We start from the raw sequence: 20695 nt of genomic DNA, 5'->3' as shown, positions 1-20695 counted from the left end.
CCGAATTTACCCCTCACTTGATCCTGTAATTTAGCCTCATTTTAGTCTCACCAATAACCATGGTTTAAACCAAACTTCTGTATCCGGCACTGATCTGACACGAGGTAACACGGAAGGCAATTAACCTGCCCTAACCGTTTGCCCATAGCTGTGCTTTTTACGGACTAAGGTTTAAACCAATTAAACCCCAACTAAAAAAATATATGGAATTAAATTTACATGTAAAGGATTCTCCTCATCGGAAAAGATCACCCCGTTTTTTCCTGTTGATAGCAAGTATGGCAATTGCCTGCTTTATCACCTGCCAGATGCCATCGGTCGCTTTTGCCAATGGTAGTAAAGTGCTTGGCGCGCAGGATGTAAAAATAAGCGGTAAAGTTACCGACGAAAAAGGCGAAACACTACCCGGCGTAAGTGTTACATTAAAAGGAACGTCAACGGGAGTTGTTACTGATGTAAATGGTAAATTTTCGTTTAATGTTCCCGATGCTTCGTCAGGAACATTGGTGTTCACTTACATTGGTTTTGCTACGCAGGAAGTTCCCTTAAAGGGGCAAACTACCATCAATGTACAATTACAGGCCGATTCAAAGTCATTGAATGAGGTCGTGGTTGTAGGTTATGGTACGCAGAAAAAAGCTACCCTCACTGGTTCTATCTCCGTAGTGAAGGGCGGAGATTTAGCTAAAAGCCCTCAGCCTAACGTTTCAAGTTCATTCGCAGGTCGAGTGTCTGGTGTTATTGCCAACAACGGATCTGGTGAACCTGGTTATGATGGTTCAAATATTTCGATCAGGGGCCTGGCAACAACTGGCAGCAATTCCGTGCTGGTTGTAGTTGACGGTATCCCCGGCCAGATCGGCGGCCTGGAACGCCTTGATCCTAACGATATCGAAAGTGTTTCGGTATTAAAAGATGCATCGGCTGCTGTTTATGGAAATCGCGCGGCAAACGGTGTTATTTTAATAACTACCAAACATGGTAAAACAGGTAAGGCTGCCGTTTCTTATAATTTTAATGAAGGGTTTAGCTCACCAACACGTTTACCTAAACTGGCTGATGCGCCAACCTATGCGCAGATCATGAATGATATCAGCTATTATGATAATCCAGCGGGCGGCTTTAACCAGGTTTACAGCAATGATCAGATAACGAAATACAGGGACGGCTCTGACCCGCTTAATTATCCAAATACGAACTGGGAAAAAATAACCTTAAAGAATTATGCATTGCAGAATCAACAGAACGTAACGGTTGCCGGTGGTACTGAGGATGTTAAATATTACACTTCGGTTGGTATCACCTCACAGGATGGTCTTTATAAAAATGGCGCCGCAAAATACAATCAATATAACTTCAGGGCGAATATTGATGCTATTGTTGCCAAAGGATTTAAAATAGGGCTATCGTTACAGGGCAGGGAAGAAGATAGGAAATTTCCGACTACTTCAGCCTCCGATAATTTTCGGGGTATTTACAGGGGATACCCAACCACGGCCGCTTTTTATCCGAATGGCCTGCCTACTTCCGGATTCGATAATACCAATCCAGCGCTCACCCCAACAAGTATTGGTGGTACCTCCAATAATCCTACGCAAACTTTTAACGGTATACTCCGGGCGAGTTATGATATCCCGGGCATAAGCGGCCTTTCGCTTGACGGTTTCTTTTCGGCAGATAAAACAGGTGTGTTTAACAAAACATTTTATACACCTTACACTGTTTATACTTATAGCAGTACTACCAACCTTTACACGCCAAGCATTCAGGGTGGCTCAAACAAGCTTGCTTATTTGAACGAGTCGCAGCTTAATCAATCGCTTATTACGTCCAATATTAAACTAAACTTTGTAAGGCAATTTGGTAAACACAATATCAATGCCTTCGTAGCGTACGAACAAAGCCAGAATACTTATAATTACTTCTGGGCTCAACGGAATAATTTTCCAACAGTTACTACGCCAGAGCTTTCACAGGGCGGCAGTGCACCCAGTGATGCTACCAATGGTGGCAGCAGCAGTGATAACAATGGCAACTACAATTATAACCGCCGTAGTGTGATCAGCAGGTTGGCTTATAATTATGATGAAAAGTATTTATTAGAGGCCCAGTTTCGTGCTGATGGTTCATCTCTTTTTGCTTCCGGCCACCAGTGGGGATATTTTCCATCCATATCCGCAGGTTACCGCATATCCAAAGAGAGTTGGTTTCAAGATAAAGTTAAATTTATTGACGACCTGAAGATCAGGGCTTCATATGGTGTATTGGGAGATGATAATATCGCTCCTTATCAATATATAAATAATTATACTTTTAATAATTCTGTAGTACTGGATAATGGTTCAGGTGCTACGCCCCAAGCAGGCATCGATCAAGTCAAGCTTGCCAACCCCAATATTACCTGGGAAACGGCTAAAAAGACGGATATTGGTATTAACGCGGTATTCTTGAAAAATTTCACATTTGAAGCCATCTATTTTCGCCAGGTGCGGTCAAACATCCTGGCATATCGTACTTCTATTCCCGGCACTTCCGGGATAGTGAATCCATTGGATCCTAATAAACCCTTAGTGCCTGCAGAAAATATTGGCAAGGTTAACAGCGCCGGTTTCGAAACAACATTGGGTTATAACCATCCCGGTACATTCTCCTGGGGCGTATCAGGCAACTTTACCTATGCCAAAAGTAAAATCATTTATATTGACGAGGCTGTTCCCGCTGATTTATCCTACCAGCGTCAAACAGGTGGGCCTTTAAATACCTATTTATTATATCAATCTATCGGTATTTTCCGGAACCAGGCACAATTGGATAATACGCCACATGTTTCCGGTGCGCAGGTTGGTGACCTTATCTATGCCGATGTTAACAAAGACGGACAAATAACAGCAGCCGATCAGCAACGGTCAAAATATGGCAATATCCCGCAAATAACTTATGGTTTAAGCCTTAATGCCGGTTACAAAAATTTCGACTTGTCGGTTTTATTTGCCGGTCAGGCTGAGGTAAGCCAGTATGTATTGCCTGAATCTGGAGTTATTGGTAATTTTTACAGTTCATGGGCAGATAATGCCACGAGCCCAAGCAATCCAAACGGATCATACCCAAGAGTATCAGACAGGGCTTCAAGCGCGGTAAGCGGTGGTTTATATAACAGTACCTTCTGGCTTAACAATGCTTCATTTGTGAGACTGAAAAATGTTCAGCTGGGTTATTCGCTATCGTCACAAGCATTGTCAAAGCTTCATATCAAGGGGCTTAGGGTCTTTGTAAGTGGCTTCAACCTGTTAACGTTTACCAAAGTGAAGGATTACGATCCTGAGGGAACCAATGGCAGTGGCCAATTCGGTGGCGCCCAGTATGGTAGCGGCCAATTCTACCCGCAACAGAAGATAATTAACCTGGGCGCAAACATCAAATTTTAATATTCAGCATTATGAAAAGTATAAAATATATAACAGGCTGCCTGGCACTTTGCGTTATATTCATGACGTCCTGTAAAAAGGATTTCCTGTCATTAACGTCTACCGATAAAATAAGTAACGCCACAATTTTATCCGATACCACACTTTTTGAAGCTTATGTTATCAACAGGTATATCGGTGTTAAATTACAGAATAAAGAAGATGACAATACGGGTTTTGGCAGAGGGTTTCAATGGGCATTCTGGAGTTCATTAACAGATGAATCTATATACAACAATGATGATAATACCTGGGTGATCCAGCAAGGGCATTTAGCCCCAAACAATCTCGGCGATGCGGGGACTCTTTGGGGGCGCAGTTACCGTGGTATCCGTGAGTGCAATTATGCTTTAAGCGTAATCAATGGCTTACCATTAAGCGCGGGGCATAAAAACCGGCTAATTGGCGAGCTCGAATTTATCAGGGCGTTCAGGTACCAGGATCTTATTCGTAACTATGGCGGTATCGTATTAATGGGCGATAAGGTGACTGAATTAACTGATAACCTGCAAGATCCAAGCCTTTTCAATCGCGCTTCTATCACGGAGTCTATTGCTTATGCCAGTTCTCAATTGGATGACGCTGCCTCAAAGCTTCCGGTGGATAATGGCTCAACATGGGCTTTAGGCAGGGCAACAAAAGGAGCTGCGCTGGCATTAAAATCAAGATTGCTACTATATGCCGCGAGCCCTTTGTATAGCGCCGGAACCTGGCAGGCAGCTGCCGCGGCTGCCAAAGCGGTGATGGATCTTGGCAAATACAGTTTATTCCAGGGCGGTTATAGACAATTGTTTGTGACGCCTGAAAATAATAACGAAATTATATTTGAAAGATTATTTTATCCGGTTACCGCTGCCCACCTCCCTATTGAGACAGATAATGGACCTAACAGTTATGGTGGCTATGGCGGGAATGTACCGCTGCAAAATATAGTGGATGCCTATCAAATGAGTAATGGCAAAGCCATCACTGATCCAGCGTCGGGCTACGATTCACAAAACCCATACGTCAACCGTGATCCACGGTTCTATGCAACTATTCTTTATAATCGTGCACCATACAGAAACAGCACTGTCGATGTCTTTTTGCCCGGTGGCAAAGATAGTAACCAGGGACCGAACCCTCAAAACGCGAGTAAAACCGGTTATTATTTAAGAAAGTTTGCGGATGATAATTACCCGGTTACTGGTTCAAACCAAACCGGCGCACAGCCATGGATCTATTTCAGGTATGCCGAAATTCTGCTTAACTATGCGGAGGCCCAAAATGAAGTAGCAGGGCCTGATGCGAGCGTTTACCAGGCCATTAATACCATCAGGCAGCGTGCATCTGTAAACATGCCAATACTGTCAGGGTTATCTCAAGATGATATGCGTGCCGCCATTAGAAATGAAAGACGGATTGAGCTTGCTTTTGAAGAACACCGGTTTTACGATGTGCGCAGATGGAAAATTGCTGAGCAAACTGAGAATGTTCCGGCTTATGGTATTGCAGTAAGTGTAAATGCTGCCAATCCTTCCGGCTACAGTTATGCACAAAAGGTAGCGCTAACCGGCCGGTCTTTTCTGCAACAACATTATTGGTTGCCAATACCGCTGGCCGAGATACAGGCATCAAACGGACAGTTAAAGCAAAACCCTTTTTATACAAATTAAATATCCTAATAATTATATCAATCAGGCAGGCCCTTCGGGGCCTTCTTTTAAACCAAATATTAACCTAAAAACCATATAATTATGAAAACTAAAATGTTTGTTCTATTTCTTTGTGTTTCATCGTTTTTTATTTCTCAGTCTATGAAAATTGAAAAACATGTTGCAGGCCGCCCATTCACTATTGGTGTCAATTACTATAATACAACGTCCTATACTTGTACAATAGAATTGAGCGGCCCTACTACCCATACTATTACTGTAGCGCCCGGAACCTCTGGTAGCTATGGTCCTATAACTCCAGGCCAATATACCGTAGGTATTTACACTACCGGTCCTGGTACCTACAATTATAGTTTAAGTGGTGCAACATTCATCAACAATGCTAATGGTCATGGGGCTGTTTATTCTATAAACGCACAAAACAACCTTACAGCAGGCATTACTAATTAATAGCATGCCTTGTGCTCTCAGTGCCTTTAACAGAAATTCAGGCTTCTGAGTGGCCAGTTGCAACAGAATACCGGCTATTGATAGTAACTATACGGGGGGAGGGAACAGGTTTTCATCCCCTTTTTTTTAACCTCATACTAACCTATACCAATTATGAAAAACCTAAGTACTTTATTATTAGCGATGTGTTGTTTGATGGCAGGATGTAAAAAGGATATTGTCGCGGTCAAGGGATCATCATCCCCTGACGATGTAAAAACAAAAACTATCAAAGTTAATGCTACACCGGCAAGTGCACTCAAAGGCGTTAACTGGGCCGCCGATGGTGACAATTTTAGCGACGGGATACTGGTATTAAGCGGTTTAACATCGTCAGATACTTATGCCACAGTATCTACAAAAGCTGATGCTGTGTTAAGTGGTATCCAAACCAATACAGGGGCCAATACTGTACGCTTGCCTGTAAATTATTCCACCGTATCACAAACCTGGTGGAACTCTTATACCGGCGTTGTTGATAAAGCATTGAGTAAAGGAATGAACGTGATACTGGGCTACTGGGAAGCCAAATCATCAGAAGATGGTAAGATCGATAACACTACAGAGTTTTGGTCCATGTGGCAAACTATTGTTACCAAGTATGGCAGTAATTCACATGTATACTTCGAGATCTTTAACGAACCGCATGGTTATTCCTTAACCGACTGGACAACCATCTGCGCGCAATGGTTAAGCAATTATCCATCCGTACCTCAGGGCCGGATCCTTATCAGCGGTACCTCTTATTCACAGGATATTACCGGTGTAGGTGCCGATAGCCGGTTTTCGGGCTGTTTGTTATCTATTCACGATTATACTTTTTTTAGCAACGGTACCAACACAACCGCCTTGCAATGGGAAAACAGGTTGAAAGGTAATATCGGTAGCTACAGCAGCCGTGCGGTATTAACGGAGTTTGGTATACCGATGACGGGTGGTAAAAACTATACTGGTGCTATTGGCGGCGATGTGGAGATAGCCTACTTGCAGGGGCTTACCAACCAGGTGCGTGCATTTGGTATGGGAGCTGTTTACTGGCCGGGGATTCGTACAGGCGATAGTTACAGGATCCAGGAAATTAATGGTACCGGTACAAGCTTAACAGTATCCACCACAAACGCGTCGGGTTTAAGCCGTTTGAAGTATGCATGGGGTGTTGGTGCGGGTGGTACTGATAGTTTTTATACCGGAGCTTATTACAGGTTCCTGAACCTCAATAGCGGGCAGGCGCTTGATGTTAACGGTGGTTCAACCGCCAATGGTGCAGGCATCATACAATGGCCGCAAAATGGGGGTAACAACCAGCAATGGCAAATTACCGATAACGGTGGCGGATATTATAAAATAACTAACCGTAATAGCAGCCTGGCACTTGATGTTAATAGTGCCTCAACAGCCAATGGCGCGGGTATTATACAATGGCCATGGAACGGTGGTAATAACCAGCAATGGCAGCTTACCGCCACTAGCGATGGCATATATAAGGCCATCAACCGTAACAGTGGCCTGGCGCTTGATGTTAATGGTGCATCTACCGCCAATGGAGCAGGCATTATTCAATGGCCCTGGGGTGGTGGCAACAACCAACAATGGCAAATCGTACAACAATAAATTATAATAAAGCAGGATCGGAAGGTCCTGCTTTATTGTTGATCTGAATATGATGATATTATCTACAACAAAAAAAATCCTTTTAACAGGCATTGCTTTAGCATTTAATGTTTCCTTGGTCAATGGGCAAAATAAGGAAGCGAAAATCAGCATTGATTTTTCGAAAACATACCAAACCATCAGCAACTTTGGTGCGTCTGATGCGTGGTCGTGCCAGTTTGTCGGCAACTGGCCCGATGATAAGCGAAACAAAATTGCCGATCTGCTTTTTAGCCGTGATACCTATGCTGATGGTTCGCCCAAGGGCATCGGTTTGTCATTATGGCGGTTTAATATTGGAGCAGGCAGCGCGCAACAGGCAGAACAAAGCGGTATTAAAGATGAATGGCGTCGTGCCGAATCATTTTTAAACAACAATGGCGACTATAACTGGCAAAATCAGGCCGGGCAGGTTTGGTTTTTAAAAGCGGCAAAAAAACGTGGCGTAAAGCAGTTTTTGGGTTTTACTAATAGTCCGCCGGTGCAGTTCACCATCAATAAGAAGGCTTATGCCAGCGGTGGTAAAGTAAATATCGCTGCCGATCAATATGACGACTTTGCTGCATACCTGGCCAAAGTTGTAAAGGGTGTTGAACAGGTGAGTAAAGTTAATTTTGACTATATAAGCCCAATAAATGAACCTCAGTGGGATTGGAGCGATGGCGGGCAGGAGGGATGCCCCTATAACAACACGGAAATCGCCGGCATCATAAGATCCATCAGCAAAGCTTTTGAGGCTAAAAAGATCGGTTCAAAAATTCTTGTAGGTGAAGCCGGAAGCATTAATTATTTATTTACGGCTGGTGATAAACCGGGAAAGGGCAATCAAATCAATGATTTTTTTAAACCCGGATCAGCAAATTACATTGGCAGTCTGCCTGGCGTAAGTAAAAGCATAGTAGCGCATAGTTACTTTACCACGTCGCCAATGCCAACGGCAATCAATGCACGTAAGGCGCTGGCCGATAACGTAACTGCTATAAAGGGTCTTGATTACTGGCAATCTGAGTATTGTATTCTGGGTGATAACGCAGGAGAAATGGATGGTAGCAAACGCGATCTGGGTATTGATGCGGCGCTATATTTGGCCTCGGTGATCCATATAGATCTTACGGTCGCTAATGCTTCGGCATGGCAATGGTGGACAGCCATTTCGGCTTATGATTATAAAGATGGCCTTATTTACGTAGATAAAAATAAAACTGACGGTAATTTTTACACCAGCAAAATGCTTTGGGCTATGGGTAACTATAGCAGGTTCATCAAACCTGGCTCTGTAAGAATTGACGCCAACGTTTCATCCTCAGCAAGTAAACCGCTGCTTGTTTCGGCCTTTAAAAACGGGAAAAATATAGTCATGGTCATCGTTAACCCTAATGCCGATGATGTAGTTGCAGCGTTTAATACGGGCAATGCCAAAGTTCAGTTTACTAACTCGTACTTAACGTCGCATAGCAATGAGCTGAAAGTTCGTAAAATAGATGGTTCAAGAACAATTATTCCATCGCGCTCAGTTATCACCCTGACGGGGCTTATTAAATAAAACCCTTACTCCATCTTTACAAAAGACAAAACCCTGTACCAGCTATGGTATGGGGTTTTACTTTTTAGCTTGATACTATTTAATAATCAAAAATGTCTTTTCCGTCGTGCATTTTGTCCGGTTCGCTTTAAAACTGCTCTGTGATCTGAAGAGTAAGGCCCATTTTTGAAGCAACAAAAGAATTAAAAACAAGAAATCATGACACCAAAAACAACAAAAACAATCTATTGGATAGGCATCGCATTAACCTCTTTATGGTTTGGTACAAGCGGGTTTTGTGAATTGACCACCAACAAACTCGTTTGGGACATCACCTTGAAGCTGGGTTACCCGCCTCACTTTATTTATACATTGGGAATTGCCAAAGTATTGGGTATTATCGTTCTTTTAATCCCAGGTAAATTGCTCCGATTAAAAGAGTGGGTATTTGCAGGTATTTTCTTCGATATCATTTTTGCCTTTGCTTCCAAGCTGAATGTGTTAGGACTGGCAAGTACTATGGATGCCGTTATCGCATTTATTATGGTATCAGTAACTTATATCATGTTCAGAAAGGTATACGCTGCAACATACTTTAAGGCCTTTAATCAGATACAGAATTAAGCACTCTTCGCCTAAGGATTTACTATCCGGATAACCCTTCAAAGCAAAAATGCCTGAGCGATTCGCTCAGGCATTTTTGCTTTATTTAAAATAGGTTTCAGCGTTATTTGGCAGGAGTGATCACTATATTCCTATAATCTATTGGTCCATGGTCGCCCTGGATCAAAATAGGTCCTGGTTCGCCTTCTTTACTATTGATAGCTCCACCTGTAATTCCCGGTATCACCTGTCTGTTGATAACCGTGGTGCCATTGGCTACTATGGTAACCAATCTACCGATCAGTGTAATATCATATGATTGCCATTCTCCCGCGTCCTTCGCCATCATTTTGTTCGGGGGCAGGAAACCATAAATGGCACTGAACTGGTTATTGATAGGTTCCGGCTCGCCGCTTTTAACATCCATAACCTGTACTTCATACCGGCCTCTCAGGTAAACCCCACTGTTGCTGCCTTTTTGGTAACGAAATTCAATATGCAATTTAAAATCATTAAAGGTTTTATCAGTGATCAGGTTGGCGCCCGAGTGTAGGCTCCTCAATATGCCCGACTCTACGGTCCACTGGTTTTTACCATCGGTATGCCAGCCTTTAGTGTCTTTTCCGTTGAATAATTTAACAGGTGTGCCCCAAACAGGATCTTTGGCTCTTATCAGAGCCGGTGCCCTTACTCCAGTAAAATGATAAGTTACTCCATCCGTATACACCATGGTGCCTACTAATTCCTCTCCCTTAAGCTCAAATTCAAAGTCCATATTTCTGTTTCCTTCTTCCCATTGAGGTGGAATAGAGAAACTGTAATTACCATCATGTGGTTTAATTTCAGAAATAGGTCGCGCGCTTCCAAAAGCGTAGGTAAAACGACCAATGAGGATATGTGTACCCGATTTTTGCACCTCCAACCATGAGGGCAGACTTTTACCTGCCTTGTCTATCGTTATGTCCCATCGCCCGATGACTGCCGAGTCAGAAGCTTTTTTTAATGAAACAGCTGATGCACTGATCGCTGAAAAAAGGAACAATGACAAAACGATCTGTACCCGGATAAAACGGGAAATACCCTTGTAGCTTGTAACTGGTAAGTTTTTCATAATTCTAAATTACAAACTAACATTCAATACCATCACATTTATTAAAAATATCAGCCATTATATATCTGTATAACAGATGTTCATGTCCTCGATACCCGCGAAAAAAGACGTGAATAAATTCTTGTTTAGAATGATTTTAAATAATATTGTTTAAAAACAATTTAAACGATACTTTTGCGACATATCAAATACACCAACTATGATAAAAAAGATTACCTACTGCTTAATCCTGTTCCTGCTACCCTCCTTAACCTTATTAGCACAAACAGCAACTATTACCGGCTCCGTAAAAACGGTTGACGGAAAACCCGCCGACCTGGTAAGTGTAGCCATCAAAGGCACCAATAAAGTAGCTTTGACCGATGAAAATGGAAATTACCAGATCAAACGGGTAACACCTGGATCACATACTTTGATCGCGTCTTTTGTCGGGCTCGAGAAAAAGGAACAAACAGTTGTGACACGGTCAGGTGAAACGCTAATCGTTAACTTTATATTGAAAGAAAACTCTACCCAGTTACAAGAGGTTGTAGTTTCAACAAAAAAATCAAATAAGGTAAACGCGATTGTGGCTAAAATGCCCTTGAAAAATCTGGAGAACCCACAGGTTTACAATGCTGTTTCGTCCGAAATAATAAGACAACAGGGAATTACCGTATATGACGATGCTTTGCGTAATGTGCCCGGAATTACCAAAACGTGGGGATCAACCGGCAGAGCGAGTGATGGTGGCACGTATTTCGCAATACGTGGTTTTGAAGCTCAGCCTGTTCTTATGAACGGTTTACCTGGCTTAACCAGTGGAGATCTCGACCTGGCTGATGTAGAAGAGATACAAGTGATCAAAGGACCATCGGGGACGTTGTTTGGTGGAGCCTTTTTAAGTTATGGTGGTATGATCAATACCATCACTAAGAAACCCTATTTTAAAACAGGCGGAGAGATAACTTATAACGTAGGAAGCTTTGGACTAAACCGGGTTACAGCCGATGTTAATACACCATTGAGCAAAACAGAAAAAGTAGCGTTGCGGGTAAATACGTCATACACTAATCAAAATAGTTTTCAAAACGCTGGCTTTCAAAAATCCTTTTTTATAGCGCCTGCCTTAACATATGAAGTGAATGACAAACTTTCATTTCATTTCCTGACAGAGATATTGCAGGAAGAAAGGGCAATAGCACCAATATTTTTTCAATCCGACAGGTATAGTCCATTGCCTTTTAAAAATGTGAAAGACTTAAACCTTAATTACAACGAGTCATTCACAAGCAATGATCTGACTATGAAAAACCCCAGGTTTAATTTGCAGGCGCAAATGCTGTATAAAATATCCAGCCAGTGGACCTCACAAACGGTGCTTTCACGTACAACGGTAAAATCTGATGGTTACTATACCTATATTTATGATGATGCCGTAGCAACAGATCAATATTTTGGGCAAACCTTTAATAAAGCTAATTACACAACCAGTACAACTGATGTTCAACAGAACTTTAATGGTGATTTCAAGATAGGGAATGTGCGGAACCGTTTGCTGATCGGGTTGGATTATTTTAGCCGTAATGTGATCAATAACGGATCGGGTTATGCTGTAGTAAGACATGTAACCCCACAAAGCGGTGAAGTTGCATACCCTGTTCCGGGTACCCATGATACTATCCCGCCGGTATATTTATCTCAGCCCCTGGTTGATAATATTTTAGCAACTAAAACCGGAAACAGAACTAATGTTACCAATAGCGCCTACAGCGCCTATGTTTCGGATGTAATTAATTTTACACCGGCACTGGCTGCTATGGCCAGTTTAAGGGTTGATCATTATGTATCTAAAGGCCTTAAAGGCGACCCGACCAGTAACTATAACCAAACATTTTTTTCGCCCAAATTTGGATTGGTTTACCAACCTGTTTTGGATAAGGTTTCACTTTTTGCTAACTACATGAACGCTTTCATCAACGTCGATCCGCGTTCAATAGCCGATGCCGATGGTAATAACCCAGGCACGCAATCATTTAAGCCGGAACATGCTAACCAATGGGAAGTGGGTATAAAAACCAACCTATTGTCGGATAAATTGAATATAACCGCCTCGTACTATGATATCAGAGTAAGCGACAGGGTATATACAGACCCGGCTAATATCAATGGGTACCTTCAAGGTGGTACAGTTGGAAGTAAGGGTTTTGAGATAGATATGAATGCCAACCCGGCGCCTGGACTAAACCTGATTGCTGGTTACAGCCATAACTCCATCAAAATATTAAAAGGTAATAGCGATGATTTTTATAATGAACCCGGCAGAACTCCCGGCGGGCAAGGCGCACCAGATCTTGCAAACTTCTGGGCTACTTATAAATTTATGAAAGGCAATTTAAAGAACTTTGGTTTTGGAGTTGGTGGTAATTATGCCAGCCAGCAAAAGGCAATTGATAATAGCGTAACCGGCGTATTTTATTTGCCAAGTTATGTGCTGATCAACTCGAGCTTGTTTTATAATGCTGATAGTTACAGGATTACATTTAACCTGAATAACATCACCAATAAGCAATATTATACCAGCTATTGGTCAATAAACCCGCAAGCGCAAAGAAGCTTTGCTTTGAGTTTTGCCTATAAATTTTAAGGAAAGACTAAATATTCTAATAAATAAAAAAAGCGCGATCTGCAACAGATCGCGCTTTTTTTATTTAGTGGGATCAATACCCGAAGGGTCGGTTTGCATAATCAGATGCCGGTTACTTTGTGCTGTTGTCTTTGTTGTTATAGATGTGTTTGCCCTGAGTAATATCTTTGCTCCGGGCTGGTTAATGTAAATCCGCGCTGAAGTATTTGACTTTGAATAGCAGTCCGGGTGGACGCTTAAATGAGCGGATAAGTCGGTTTACATAAATTTACTGTATTTTATCATATTTACTTGATAATCAATTAAATATGTCGATGTTAACCATGAAAAGTGTAAACCATGTAAACCCACTTTTTAACAAAATGGCCACCTGTTCAAGGATTATCTGGCTCCTCTAAACGGCAAAGCCCTCATGTAATAATCTCTCGCGGAAGGGGAGAATTAACTTCGCCCTTTTTTTAAAATTCCTCCCCACCAAGGAGGGTTTGGGTGGGGCTTTCCATCTTTTAAGTATAGTTTAAAAAAGACTGTCAAAGCTGCCTTCCTCATTCATTTGATCTATAGAAGCCCCCATTTTCTGGTAAATAGCTTTGTTCAAAAATGGGCCTATGCTGATTCTTTTTACACCGGCGTTTTGTAATTCTTTAAAATTGGGTAAGCCGGGCACGCACATCACATTGATGGGCAGCTTTGAGCTCTGGGTAAGCTTTTGCATATCGGATATTTGGCTCACGCAGGGGAAAAATAAACCATGTACCCCCGTATTTTGATAAAGACTTATCCGGCTAAGCGCATCTTCCAAAGCATTGGCTAAACCAAGCAAAAAGGAATCGGAACGCACATTGATGAATATCTTTATGTTTTCTGCATCTAAGAGCTGACATATCCGGCGAAGCTTTTCTGCAAAGATCCCGGCGCTCTCAATACTCCGTTGTCCCTTAGCTACAACCGAATCCTCTATATTGATACCCGATACGCCCAAATGGTATAACTGGATAATGTTAGCGGCTATTTGCTCAGGAGTATCGCCATAACCACCTTCCAGGTCGACAGAGAAGGGGATGGAAACCGATGCTGCGATGCGTTTAACTACAAACAGGTAATCCTCAAAACTCATATCCTGTCCGTCCTCATAACCCAAAGTTTCCGCTACCGAGAGACTGGATGTGGCTATGGCTTTAAAATTTTTCTGCTCAAATACTTTGGCGCTTTGCACATTCCAGGCGTTGCCTATGAGTAATGGTTCTGCTTGCTGATGTAGTGCTAAAAATGCCTCAAATTTATTCTTCATGATCTTATTTTTTTTATTGTTGATACAAAGTTAGGGTAGCTGGCTATCCGGAAATTGTACAAAACGGAAGTGATAGGTTATTAAAACACAAAGGGCCGGCATATTCGCCGGCCCTTTGTGTTATTGTTGCTGATATTAAGCGGTAAGATTAGTTTCGGCGCCAAACGCGTGGTCGAATAAAACTTTCCAGCTGCCATCGGTCTGTTGTTTCATTACCTCAATTCCTTTGGCGCTTATTTTAACCTCGCCATTGTCGGTAATGCTCCATTCAGACCGACCCAAAGCCATATCGCCTGTCTGAATGCAGTAAACGGTTTTAATATCCATTTTACCTTTGATGGATAGTATGCCTTTGATGGCTTCTTCAAAGTTTTCTTTTCCGGAAACCGGTTTACCGGGCTCTGGAACAATAATGCCGGTAACATCATACATACTCAATACGGTGTTTACATCTCCGGTGTTAAAGGCGTTTGCCAATGCTGTGTGTACCTCTTCAGGTGTTTTTGCTAATTTCATTTTTGCTGATTTTTATTTGTTGATACAAAATTATACCACCAGTATTTCAGGAAATTGTACAAATCGGTAATGATTATTTTTATTGATGGGTAATTTAAAAAACGTGCACAAAAGGAGCTCAATCTCCACAATTGAACAAGTGAGTAAATAATAAAAAAAGGAAGATTAATTACCAGCCAGTACCTGGTTTATAGGAGATGCCTGGGTATTAAAAGAATTGGGTGTTATGCCCGTAAATGACTTAAACTCTCTAATAAAGTGCGACTGATCAAAATAACCAGACTCATAGGCGATGTTGGTAAGGTTCTGTCCGTTGGTATTTACCAGGTTCAGGCTGTGCTGAAAGCGGTTTATTTTACAGAATAATTTAGGTGGTAGTCCGGTATATTGCGAAAACAACATATTGAGATAACGTGCCGATATATTGTTACGAACCGAGATAGCTTCTATTTTTTCGTTGCCGGAGTTGTTGCTGTATAAGCTATGTACAATTTGGCCAATGAAGTTGATCTTGGTATGCTTTTTTTCAAACAGCACCAGCCTGCTCCATAAATATTCTTCAATTAAGGCTAGTCTTTTGTCCAGATCATTGATATCCAGCAGGCGGGCATGCAGGGTTTTCAATGATGCGCCCATCAGGTCGCTGGCATCAACAACCTCGTTATTAAATTCGGCCACGCTTTCATTAAAAAAATAAGCTGCCGAATGTGGGTAGAACCGTACGCCCATCATCGTGTTTTCGCCTATTGATTTAATGGATAACGGCTTGGTGACCTGCCCCCAGAGCTCGATAGGGGGGGTGGTATAAAAAGCGCCATCCTTTTTAGCCTGCCAATGGCCTTGCCCCAGGTTGAAAATTATTTCGGTGTTACCACTGGGGAATACAATGTCATCATAGTTCACAGCCGAGCCCGACTCGTAAAAATACAAGCATTTGATATAAGGCTTAAGCCGCTCGCTCGGTGCAAATTCTTTAAATATCATCTGTTGTTCTATTGCAACGTATCCCGAAGTATGATTTATCTACATAAAGTTAAGAAAAATAACTTTTTGACAGTTAAATACATACCTTATTACATTCAGTTAACTTTTAAATAAGCAGTACAAATAAATGAAGAATGGAGCTTACGAAATTGTACAAAACGGAAGTGTTTTAAATTTTTTATGCCGGGGTATCGGCCAGCTCTACCTTCAGTCCAAAATCTTCCCGGCTTAATTTACCCTTACGCAACTGGTTGATGTATTTGAGTACGCTCAGGCGGTCCAGCTCATTTTGATACAGCGCACGGTCTTCGTCGGTTTTGGGGCTGTCCTGTAACTTCATCCGGATAGAGGAACGGGATAGCTCTTCTTCCAGTTGCTCAAGAGGGCAGGTATAAAAATGCTGGAACATTTTTTTAGGAAAAGAGATACGCATTTTTTTGATCTAATAATAGCATTATACTGCAAACTCACGTTTAAGCCATCATGAATTGTGTGTTAATAACAAAGCCCCTAAATGTTTCCATTTACGGGCTTTTGCTTTTCACGGGTAGGTATTATATATAGACAAATTAAGGGCTTATGTTGTTGCACAGGGACCCAAAATGCTGGCCGGTGCGCCTAATAAGTACAGGTAAGTGGTGAGGTAATGGTAGCACCCTATGGATTGTTTTACGTTAGGATCAAGCAAAGAATTAAGCTCGAAACCCACAGGCACAGCGCTGTATCCCAACCACAGCAGAATTTTAGGCACCACGTCGGGTTCATTATAGATGCGGTAGCTTTCAGAAATAACGGTATTGTAATAATTTACAAAGTCCTGATTACCGGTACATGGTGACGCGTAGGTGTAAATAACAACTGACCGTTTGCTGTTAGTGGCCGCCATGTGCAAACCATATAAAGTTGCCAGGCTTGCTCCCAAACTATGTCCGGCTACGGTTACCTGGGTATAATTATCCAGGTTAAATACGCTTTTCAAACCCGGAACTACGGTTTCGCTCAGGGCAATAGCATTATCGAACGACGATACTCCGGGTGCCAGGATCTTAAGGCTGTTATACAGGTCTAAAAAGCCAGCTACAACATTACCTGAGTTAGGTGCAAACGGACATGGCACCGGATAGGCATGCAGGTTATCCCACCACTCCATCCAGCCTACGGTGCCGCGGATGGCGATAACGATACTGGAAGGGTTCGACAGGTCTATAGCGGCAAATCCGAAATAAACCGGCTTTAAGATCGGTCCAAAGAAATTGCTCATCTGAATGTTGAAAAGCAAACGATAGCCGCTTGGAAATTCCGGGTATTGATCCTGTGTAGGACTCAATACATCGGGTAAAGCATTATAAACGTCGTAAGCCGCTTTTACAAAATACCCATAATCCAACGCGGATGGGGGCATAACACCAAATTTTTGATTTTTCATGGTTGAAATTTTTGTGCTATTACGTCATTAGTATAGTTGTTACGGTGTAGTAACCGTACAGGTACCTACAAGGCTTGCCTCACCACCCACCAGGAATAAATAGGTGCCCAGTGAATGAAAGCATCCTATGGATTGCATTATCCATGAATATAATAGGGAGTTTACCTCGATGCCTACCGGAACGTGGCTGTAACCCAGTAATAACAGCGATTTAGGAACGATATCCGGTTCGTTGTAAATGCGGTAGCTTTCGTGGATAATGGTATTGTAATAATTAACAAAATCCTGATCACCGGTGCATGGCGAGGCGAAGGTATAAATAATCACTTCCTTGCTGCTGTTTTGGGCCGCCATATCCAGGCCATATAAAGTTACCAGGCTCGATCCCAGGCTGTGGCCAACCATGGTTACCTGTTTGTATTGACCCAGGTCAAATTCGCTTTTTAAACCTGTGAATACGGTTTCCCTCAGGGCAATAGTGTTGCTGCCAGTACTTCCCGGACTCGAAATATGGAGACTGTTATACAGTTCTAAAAAGCCGCTTTCTACTTTACCTGAGTTTGGTGCGAATGGGCAGGGTGTAGAGGATACCTGGAAATCGTCCCACCATTCCATGATGCTTTTTGTTCCGCGGATAGCAACAACAATGCTGGTGGGGTTAGCATTATCAACGGCAATAAAACCAAAATAAGCAGTGGTTTTATCGGTTCCAAAAAAATCGTTCATCTGGATGTTAGCCAATAAGGTATACCCGTCTGGAAAGCTTGTGTATTGATCCTGGGTAGGACTCAATACCGTTGGATGATGGGTATAAACGTCAAGTGCTGCTTGTACAAAAAGCCCATACTGAAGCGCGGTTGGTGGTACCGTAGCGCTAAGTTTTTGATTTTTCATGATTAAAAATGGTTTTGATAGATTTTATTTTAGATAGTGGATTAGCTTAAAAATTTGTTTCTGACCTGTATAGACGGTACCATACAGGTTTCCGATTGGCCGAACAATACATACCGTTTATGGGCGAAGGCGGTGTAAAGCCTGTTCCTGATAAAAGGCGGTATGAGGTAGGCTAAATAAGCCAGTGGCAACCAAATAGTAGATAGGTTTTTTACAATATGAATTACAGCGCTAGAGTGGGTGTATACTTCATCGCCATGAATAACTACCACGCTGTTCAGCTCTTTAAAGTCTGTCTGGAACCGGGCCGACATGCGAGTAGCAGTATGGCTTTGCAGCGGTGCAAAAGCAAACCTATCGGCCTTGTCATGCGCTATTACATAGTTGATGTAGCTGTTGCAGAAATTGCACACGCCATCAAACAGGATAATATCCTTGCTATAATCTAAAACAGGTGCCATGGCATTTGATGATTGATAAAGTAAAGCGCCGGATAAGTAGCCATAAACGCCCAGAAAAAGGAATTTAAACCCATGATAAGCGCGGTAAAAAAATGGAATGTAAAACCCCAGATCAGGAAGATCATGGCGTAGGGCCAGGGTAAAAACAGACATAACGGAAACAGGGTTTCCATGATCATCACGTTCCAGCACAGGAAGCCGTTAGCCGCCGGATATTTTTGAAGAAACAGGGTTGCCTTTTTCGATCCATAAGTTTTTGTAGAAAATACATCTCTGATAGCCGTTGAAGCACGCCACTCGGCCGAAGCTAATTTGGCAATACCCGCCACACTGTATGATAGGCAAGCTTGTAAACCGATAAACCATAAGCCAATATCTGCAAGTCTGGGGCTGGCTAAACCCGGAAGGTGACAAAGAACTAAGGTAATAACAATGAGCATGCTCATCTGGTCTGACCCATCACTGCCGTACCGGGTTATCAACGAACTCGTTAACAAGCTTACAGCCAGTAGGCTGATCAATACCCAGCCAAACACCGATTGTAATGGGAAAAATACCAAACCAACCAGCAGCAGGCATCTGATCACAAAAAGTGTGGACAAACCCGATTGGCTGAATAATTTAAAAAAAGGTTTTAAAAGTGTTTTTTGATTCCGCTGACCCCAGTTCAGTTGCATTACATTCCAGGAAAGTAAGCCGTTGGGGGCAAAAATCTGAATCTTTTTGATGTACTCTAACGTCGAAACAAAAAGCCCAACGCTCAATATCATGAGTACAAGTTGTGTAATATTTGTAAGTACGATCATGGCTAATTTATATTTGGTGAAAAACGGATAGTAAGATTAATGCCGGAGGGTTTGTTTCCTGGTAACCACTTGTTTCGGCCAGCATAAACTGCCGATAAACGTTTGGCGATTGTTTTTTGCACTGGCTAACCGCATGTAACACGATAATATAAGGCATCGAGAACATCAGAAGATTGGTATTGCCGGTTGCTTTACGGTAATCGGGGATGCAGGATACCAGGCTTTGAACCACATCTGATAATATTTTTTTGTCGCGCTTTTCAGGGTTCCAGAACCACGACCAAAATGTACGTTCTTCGGTGATGTCCATTTCACACCATTCACTATATTGTTCTTCGGTAATTTTATCGCGGTACAATAAGTGGTAATCGGTTTTACCGGGGCGTGGGGCAAAAAATGTCCATAAGGGTATTAGTGCGAATACATCAATCTTAACCCTGATAAACTCAGCAAGCTTGGTGTCCTTAAACTGGTTTAATATAGTAAGCAAAAACCAGCAAGCCAGGAAAACTGTTACTATAAACTCATAAATAACAGTGGAGTTTAATTTTGCCATCATAATTTAAAGGATTTGGTTTAAAAAAGGAGGGCATGTACCCATACCCTCCTTACACTGTTATTAATTAAATTTTTTGCGAAGTTCGATCAGTTTATCCAATGGTAAACCTTCTTTCGCATAGTGTGCAAGCTCTTTGCTTGTTTCATCATTCACCGCTGCACCGCCGATAGTAGCAGTAGCTACCTGTATAACAATCGGAGTTGCTTTAACAGTAACTTTAATTACTTTAGCTGTTACAGCTGTTACAGCAGTAATGAAAGCGGCGCTTCCTACTTCTGCTTCTACCGATTTGCTTTCGCCTTTTAACTCGGCGATCAATACATCAAGGGCAGCTAATTCTGCCTGGGTTAAACTTAACTTTGCCATTTCTTTGTTTTTTTTGATTAGATGTAAATAAATTTGGTTTATGTGCCTTCATTGAAGCTTCATTGCACAACATAAAGTACGGGAGAGGTTGCGCGTTTCACCACAGTATAAATACCTATTCCTGATATCGGGTATTTTCACGTAGTATCAGGAATTGTACGCAATTGATTGTATTGCAGTTAGTTGTGAGCTTTGTCCCTGGAGCCTTTTTTGAATAGAAAAAATATTCTTTAATTACTATAGAATAAGTAGTATAAAAGCGGGAAAATGAA

At 42.1% G+C, this 20695-nt stretch carries 18 protein-coding genes; 7 read left to right on the top strand and 11 right to left on the bottom strand.

Features of this window, described 5'->3' with window-relative positions; translation table 11 throughout:
• The first annotated feature begins 203 nt into the window (after nt 1-203).
• The 6 genes from BLR84_RS07385 to BLR84_RS07360 all read left to right on the top strand — a co-directional run bounded on the left by BLR84_RS07385 (nt 204) and on the right by BLR84_RS07360 (nt 9404).
• The gene (locus tag BLR84_RS07385; RefSeq protein WP_218128244.1) at nt 204-3425 is read left to right on the top strand and encodes a SusC/RagA family TonB-linked outer membrane protein; all 3222 of its coding nucleotides are present in this window, start codon (nt 204-206) and stop codon (nt 3423-3425) included.
• An 11-nt stretch (nt 3426-3436) separates the two neighbouring features.
• Nucleotides 3437-5119, top strand: a complete 1683-nt coding sequence (locus BLR84_RS07380; RefSeq protein ID WP_090466498.1) for a RagB/SusD family nutrient uptake outer membrane protein — start codon at nt 3437-3439, stop codon at nt 5117-5119.
• 141 nt (nt 5120-5260) lie between these two features.
• Nucleotides 5261-5569, top strand: coding sequence for a hypothetical protein (locus tag BLR84_RS07375; RefSeq protein ID WP_090466496.1), 309 nt, complete (start codon nt 5261-5263; stop codon nt 5567-5569).
• Between the two features lie 153 nt (nt 5570-5722).
• Nucleotides 5723-7219: an RICIN domain-containing protein gene (locus tag BLR84_RS07370; protein ID WP_090466494.1), complete on the top strand. Its 1497-nt coding sequence runs from the start codon at nt 5723-5725 to the stop codon at nt 7217-7219.
• A 49-nt stretch (nt 7220-7268) separates the two neighbouring features.
• Nucleotides 7269-8801 carry a glycoside hydrolase gene (locus BLR84_RS07365; protein WP_090466493.1) on the top strand — a complete coding sequence of 511 codons (1533 nt, stop codon included), beginning with the start codon at nt 7269-7271 and terminating at the stop codon, nt 8799-8801.
• A gap of 198 nt (nt 8802-8999) precedes the next feature.
• Complete coding sequence (locus BLR84_RS07360; RefSeq protein ID WP_090466491.1) at nt 9000-9404, top strand: DoxX family protein; 405 nt, start codon at nt 9000-9002, stop codon at nt 9402-9404.
• A gap of 103 nt (nt 9405-9507) precedes the next feature.
• On the opposite strand, the gene BLR84_RS07355 is transcribed toward BLR84_RS07360, so the two are convergent.
• Nucleotides 9508-10494, bottom strand: a complete 987-nt coding sequence (locus tag BLR84_RS07355) for a 3-keto-disaccharide hydrolase (protein ID WP_090466489.1) — start codon at nt 10492-10494, stop codon at nt 9508-9510.
• Nucleotides 10495-10693: 199 nt separating this feature from the next.
• On the opposite strand from BLR84_RS07355, the gene BLR84_RS07350 reads away from it, so the two are divergent.
• Nucleotides 10694-13120 carry a TonB-dependent receptor gene (locus BLR84_RS07350; RefSeq protein ID WP_090466488.1) on the top strand — a complete coding sequence of 809 codons (2427 nt, stop codon included), beginning with the start codon at nt 10694-10696 and terminating at the stop codon, nt 13118-13120.
• A gap of 517 nt (nt 13121-13637) precedes the next feature.
• On the opposite strand, the gene BLR84_RS07345 is transcribed toward BLR84_RS07350, so the two are convergent.
• From BLR84_RS07345 to BLR84_RS07300, 10 genes are all read right to left on the bottom strand, one after another.
• Complete coding sequence (locus tag BLR84_RS07345; protein WP_090466486.1) at nt 13638-14411, bottom strand: isocitrate lyase/PEP mutase family protein; 774 nt, start codon at nt 14409-14411, stop codon at nt 13638-13640.
• 135 nt (nt 14412-14546) lie between these two features.
• Nucleotides 14547-14927, bottom strand: a complete 381-nt coding sequence (locus BLR84_RS07340) for a YybH family protein (RefSeq protein ID WP_090466484.1) — start codon at nt 14925-14927, stop codon at nt 14547-14549.
• Between the two features lie 165 nt (nt 14928-15092).
• Nucleotides 15093-15911 carry a helix-turn-helix domain-containing protein gene (locus BLR84_RS07335; RefSeq protein ID WP_090466482.1) on the bottom strand — a complete coding sequence of 273 codons (819 nt, stop codon included), beginning with the start codon at nt 15909-15911 and terminating at the stop codon, nt 15093-15095.
• A gap of 178 nt (nt 15912-16089) precedes the next feature.
• Complete coding sequence (locus tag BLR84_RS07330) at nt 16090-16344, bottom strand: hypothetical protein (RefSeq protein ID WP_090466480.1); 255 nt, start codon at nt 16342-16344, stop codon at nt 16090-16092.
• Nucleotides 16345-16488: 144 nt separating this feature from the next.
• Nucleotides 16489-17337, bottom strand: a complete 849-nt coding sequence (locus BLR84_RS07325) for a lipase family protein (protein ID WP_090466478.1) — start codon at nt 17335-17337, stop codon at nt 16489-16491.
• A 39-nt stretch (nt 17338-17376) separates the two neighbouring features.
• A complete protein-coding gene (locus BLR84_RS07320; RefSeq protein WP_090466476.1) occupies nt 17377-18231 on the bottom strand; it encodes a lipase family protein in 855 nt (284 codons plus the stop codon).
• 41 nt (nt 18232-18272) lie between these two features.
• Nucleotides 18273-18692, bottom strand: a complete 420-nt coding sequence (locus BLR84_RS07315) for a thiol-disulfide oxidoreductase DCC family protein (RefSeq protein WP_176851989.1) — start codon at nt 18690-18692, stop codon at nt 18273-18275.
• The gene (locus BLR84_RS29970) at nt 18677-19498 is read right to left on the bottom strand and encodes a hypothetical protein (RefSeq protein WP_176851988.1); all 822 of its coding nucleotides are present in this window, start codon (nt 19496-19498) and stop codon (nt 18677-18679) included. The genes BLR84_RS07315 and BLR84_RS29970 overlap by 16 nt, the downstream gene beginning before the upstream one ends.
• A gap of 7 nt (nt 19499-19505) precedes the next feature.
• Nucleotides 19506-20057 (bottom strand): hypothetical protein, encoded by a 552-nt coding sequence (locus tag BLR84_RS07305; RefSeq protein WP_090466470.1) that lies wholly within the window; start codon nt 20055-20057, stop codon nt 19506-19508.
• Between the two features lie 60 nt (nt 20058-20117).
• Nucleotides 20118-20423, bottom strand: coding sequence for a hypothetical protein (locus tag BLR84_RS07300; RefSeq protein ID WP_090466468.1), 306 nt, complete (start codon nt 20421-20423; stop codon nt 20118-20120).
• Between the last annotated feature and the right edge of the window lie 272 nt (nt 20424-20695).

This window comes from Mucilaginibacter sp. OK268 (assembly GCF_900103125.1).
GTDB lineage: Bacteria > Bacteroidota > Bacteroidia > Sphingobacteriales > Sphingobacteriaceae > Mucilaginibacter.
Note: the sequence above shows the minus strand (reverse complement) of the source record. Positions and strands in the feature narration are given on the sequence as shown.

Excerpts from the sequence above, each read along its gene's own strand:
- BLR84_RS07330 (WP_090466480.1), bottom strand. The coding sequence starts at position 16,344 with ATGCGTATCTCTTTTCCTAAAAAAATGTTCCAGCATTTTTATACCTGC.
- BLR84_RS07350 (WP_090466488.1), top strand. The coding sequence starts at position 10,694 with ATGATAAAAAAGATTACCTACTGCTTAATCCTGTTCCTGCTACCCTCC.
- BLR84_RS07320 (WP_090466476.1), bottom strand. The coding sequence starts at position 18,231 with ATGAAAAATCAAAAACTTAGCGCTACGGTACCACCAACCGCGCTTCAG.
- BLR84_RS07360 (WP_090466491.1), top strand. The coding sequence starts at position 9,000 with ATGACACCAAAAACAACAAAAACAATCTATTGGATAGGCATCGCATTA.
- BLR84_RS07355 (WP_090466489.1), bottom strand. The coding sequence starts at position 10,494 with ATGAAAAACTTACCAGTTACAAGCTACAAGGGTATTTCCCGTTTTATC.
- BLR84_RS07380 (WP_090466498.1), top strand. The coding sequence starts at position 3,437 with ATGAAAAGTATAAAATATATAACAGGCTGCCTGGCACTTTGCGTTATA.
- BLR84_RS07345 (WP_090466486.1), bottom strand. The coding sequence starts at position 14,411 with ATGAAGAATAAATTTGAGGCATTTTTAGCACTACATCAGCAAGCAGAA.
- BLR84_RS07335 (WP_090466482.1), bottom strand. The coding sequence starts at position 15,911 with ATGATATTTAAAGAATTTGCACCGAGCGAGCGGCTTAAGCCTTATATC.
- BLR84_RS07375 (WP_090466496.1), top strand. The coding sequence starts at position 5,261 with ATGAAAATTGAAAAACATGTTGCAGGCCGCCCATTCACTATTGGTGTC.
- BLR84_RS07305 (WP_090466470.1), bottom strand. The coding sequence starts at position 20,057 with ATGATGGCAAAATTAAACTCCACTGTTATTTATGAGTTTATAGTAACA.
- BLR84_RS29970 (WP_176851988.1), bottom strand. The coding sequence starts at position 19,498 with ATGATCGTACTTACAAATATTACACAACTTGTACTCATGATATTGAGC.
- BLR84_RS07370 (WP_090466494.1), top strand. The coding sequence starts at position 5,723 with ATGAAAAACCTAAGTACTTTATTATTAGCGATGTGTTGTTTGATGGCA.
- BLR84_RS07340 (WP_090466484.1), bottom strand. The coding sequence starts at position 14,927 with ATGAAATTAGCAAAAACACCTGAAGAGGTACACACAGCATTGGCAAAC.
- BLR84_RS07325 (WP_090466478.1), bottom strand. The coding sequence starts at position 17,337 with ATGAAAAATCAAAAATTTGGTGTTATGCCCCCATCCGCGTTGGATTAT.
- BLR84_RS07315 (WP_176851989.1), bottom strand. The coding sequence starts at position 18,692 with ATGGCACCTGTTTTAGATTATAGCAAGGATATTATCCTGTTTGATGGC.
- BLR84_RS07300 (WP_090466468.1), bottom strand. The coding sequence starts at position 20,423 with ATGGCAAAGTTAAGTTTAACCCAGGCAGAATTAGCTGCCCTTGATGTA.
- BLR84_RS07385 (WP_218128244.1), top strand. The coding sequence starts at position 204 with ATGGAATTAAATTTACATGTAAAGGATTCTCCTCATCGGAAAAGATCA.
- BLR84_RS07365 (WP_090466493.1), top strand. The coding sequence starts at position 7,269 with ATGATGATATTATCTACAACAAAAAAAATCCTTTTAACAGGCATTGCT.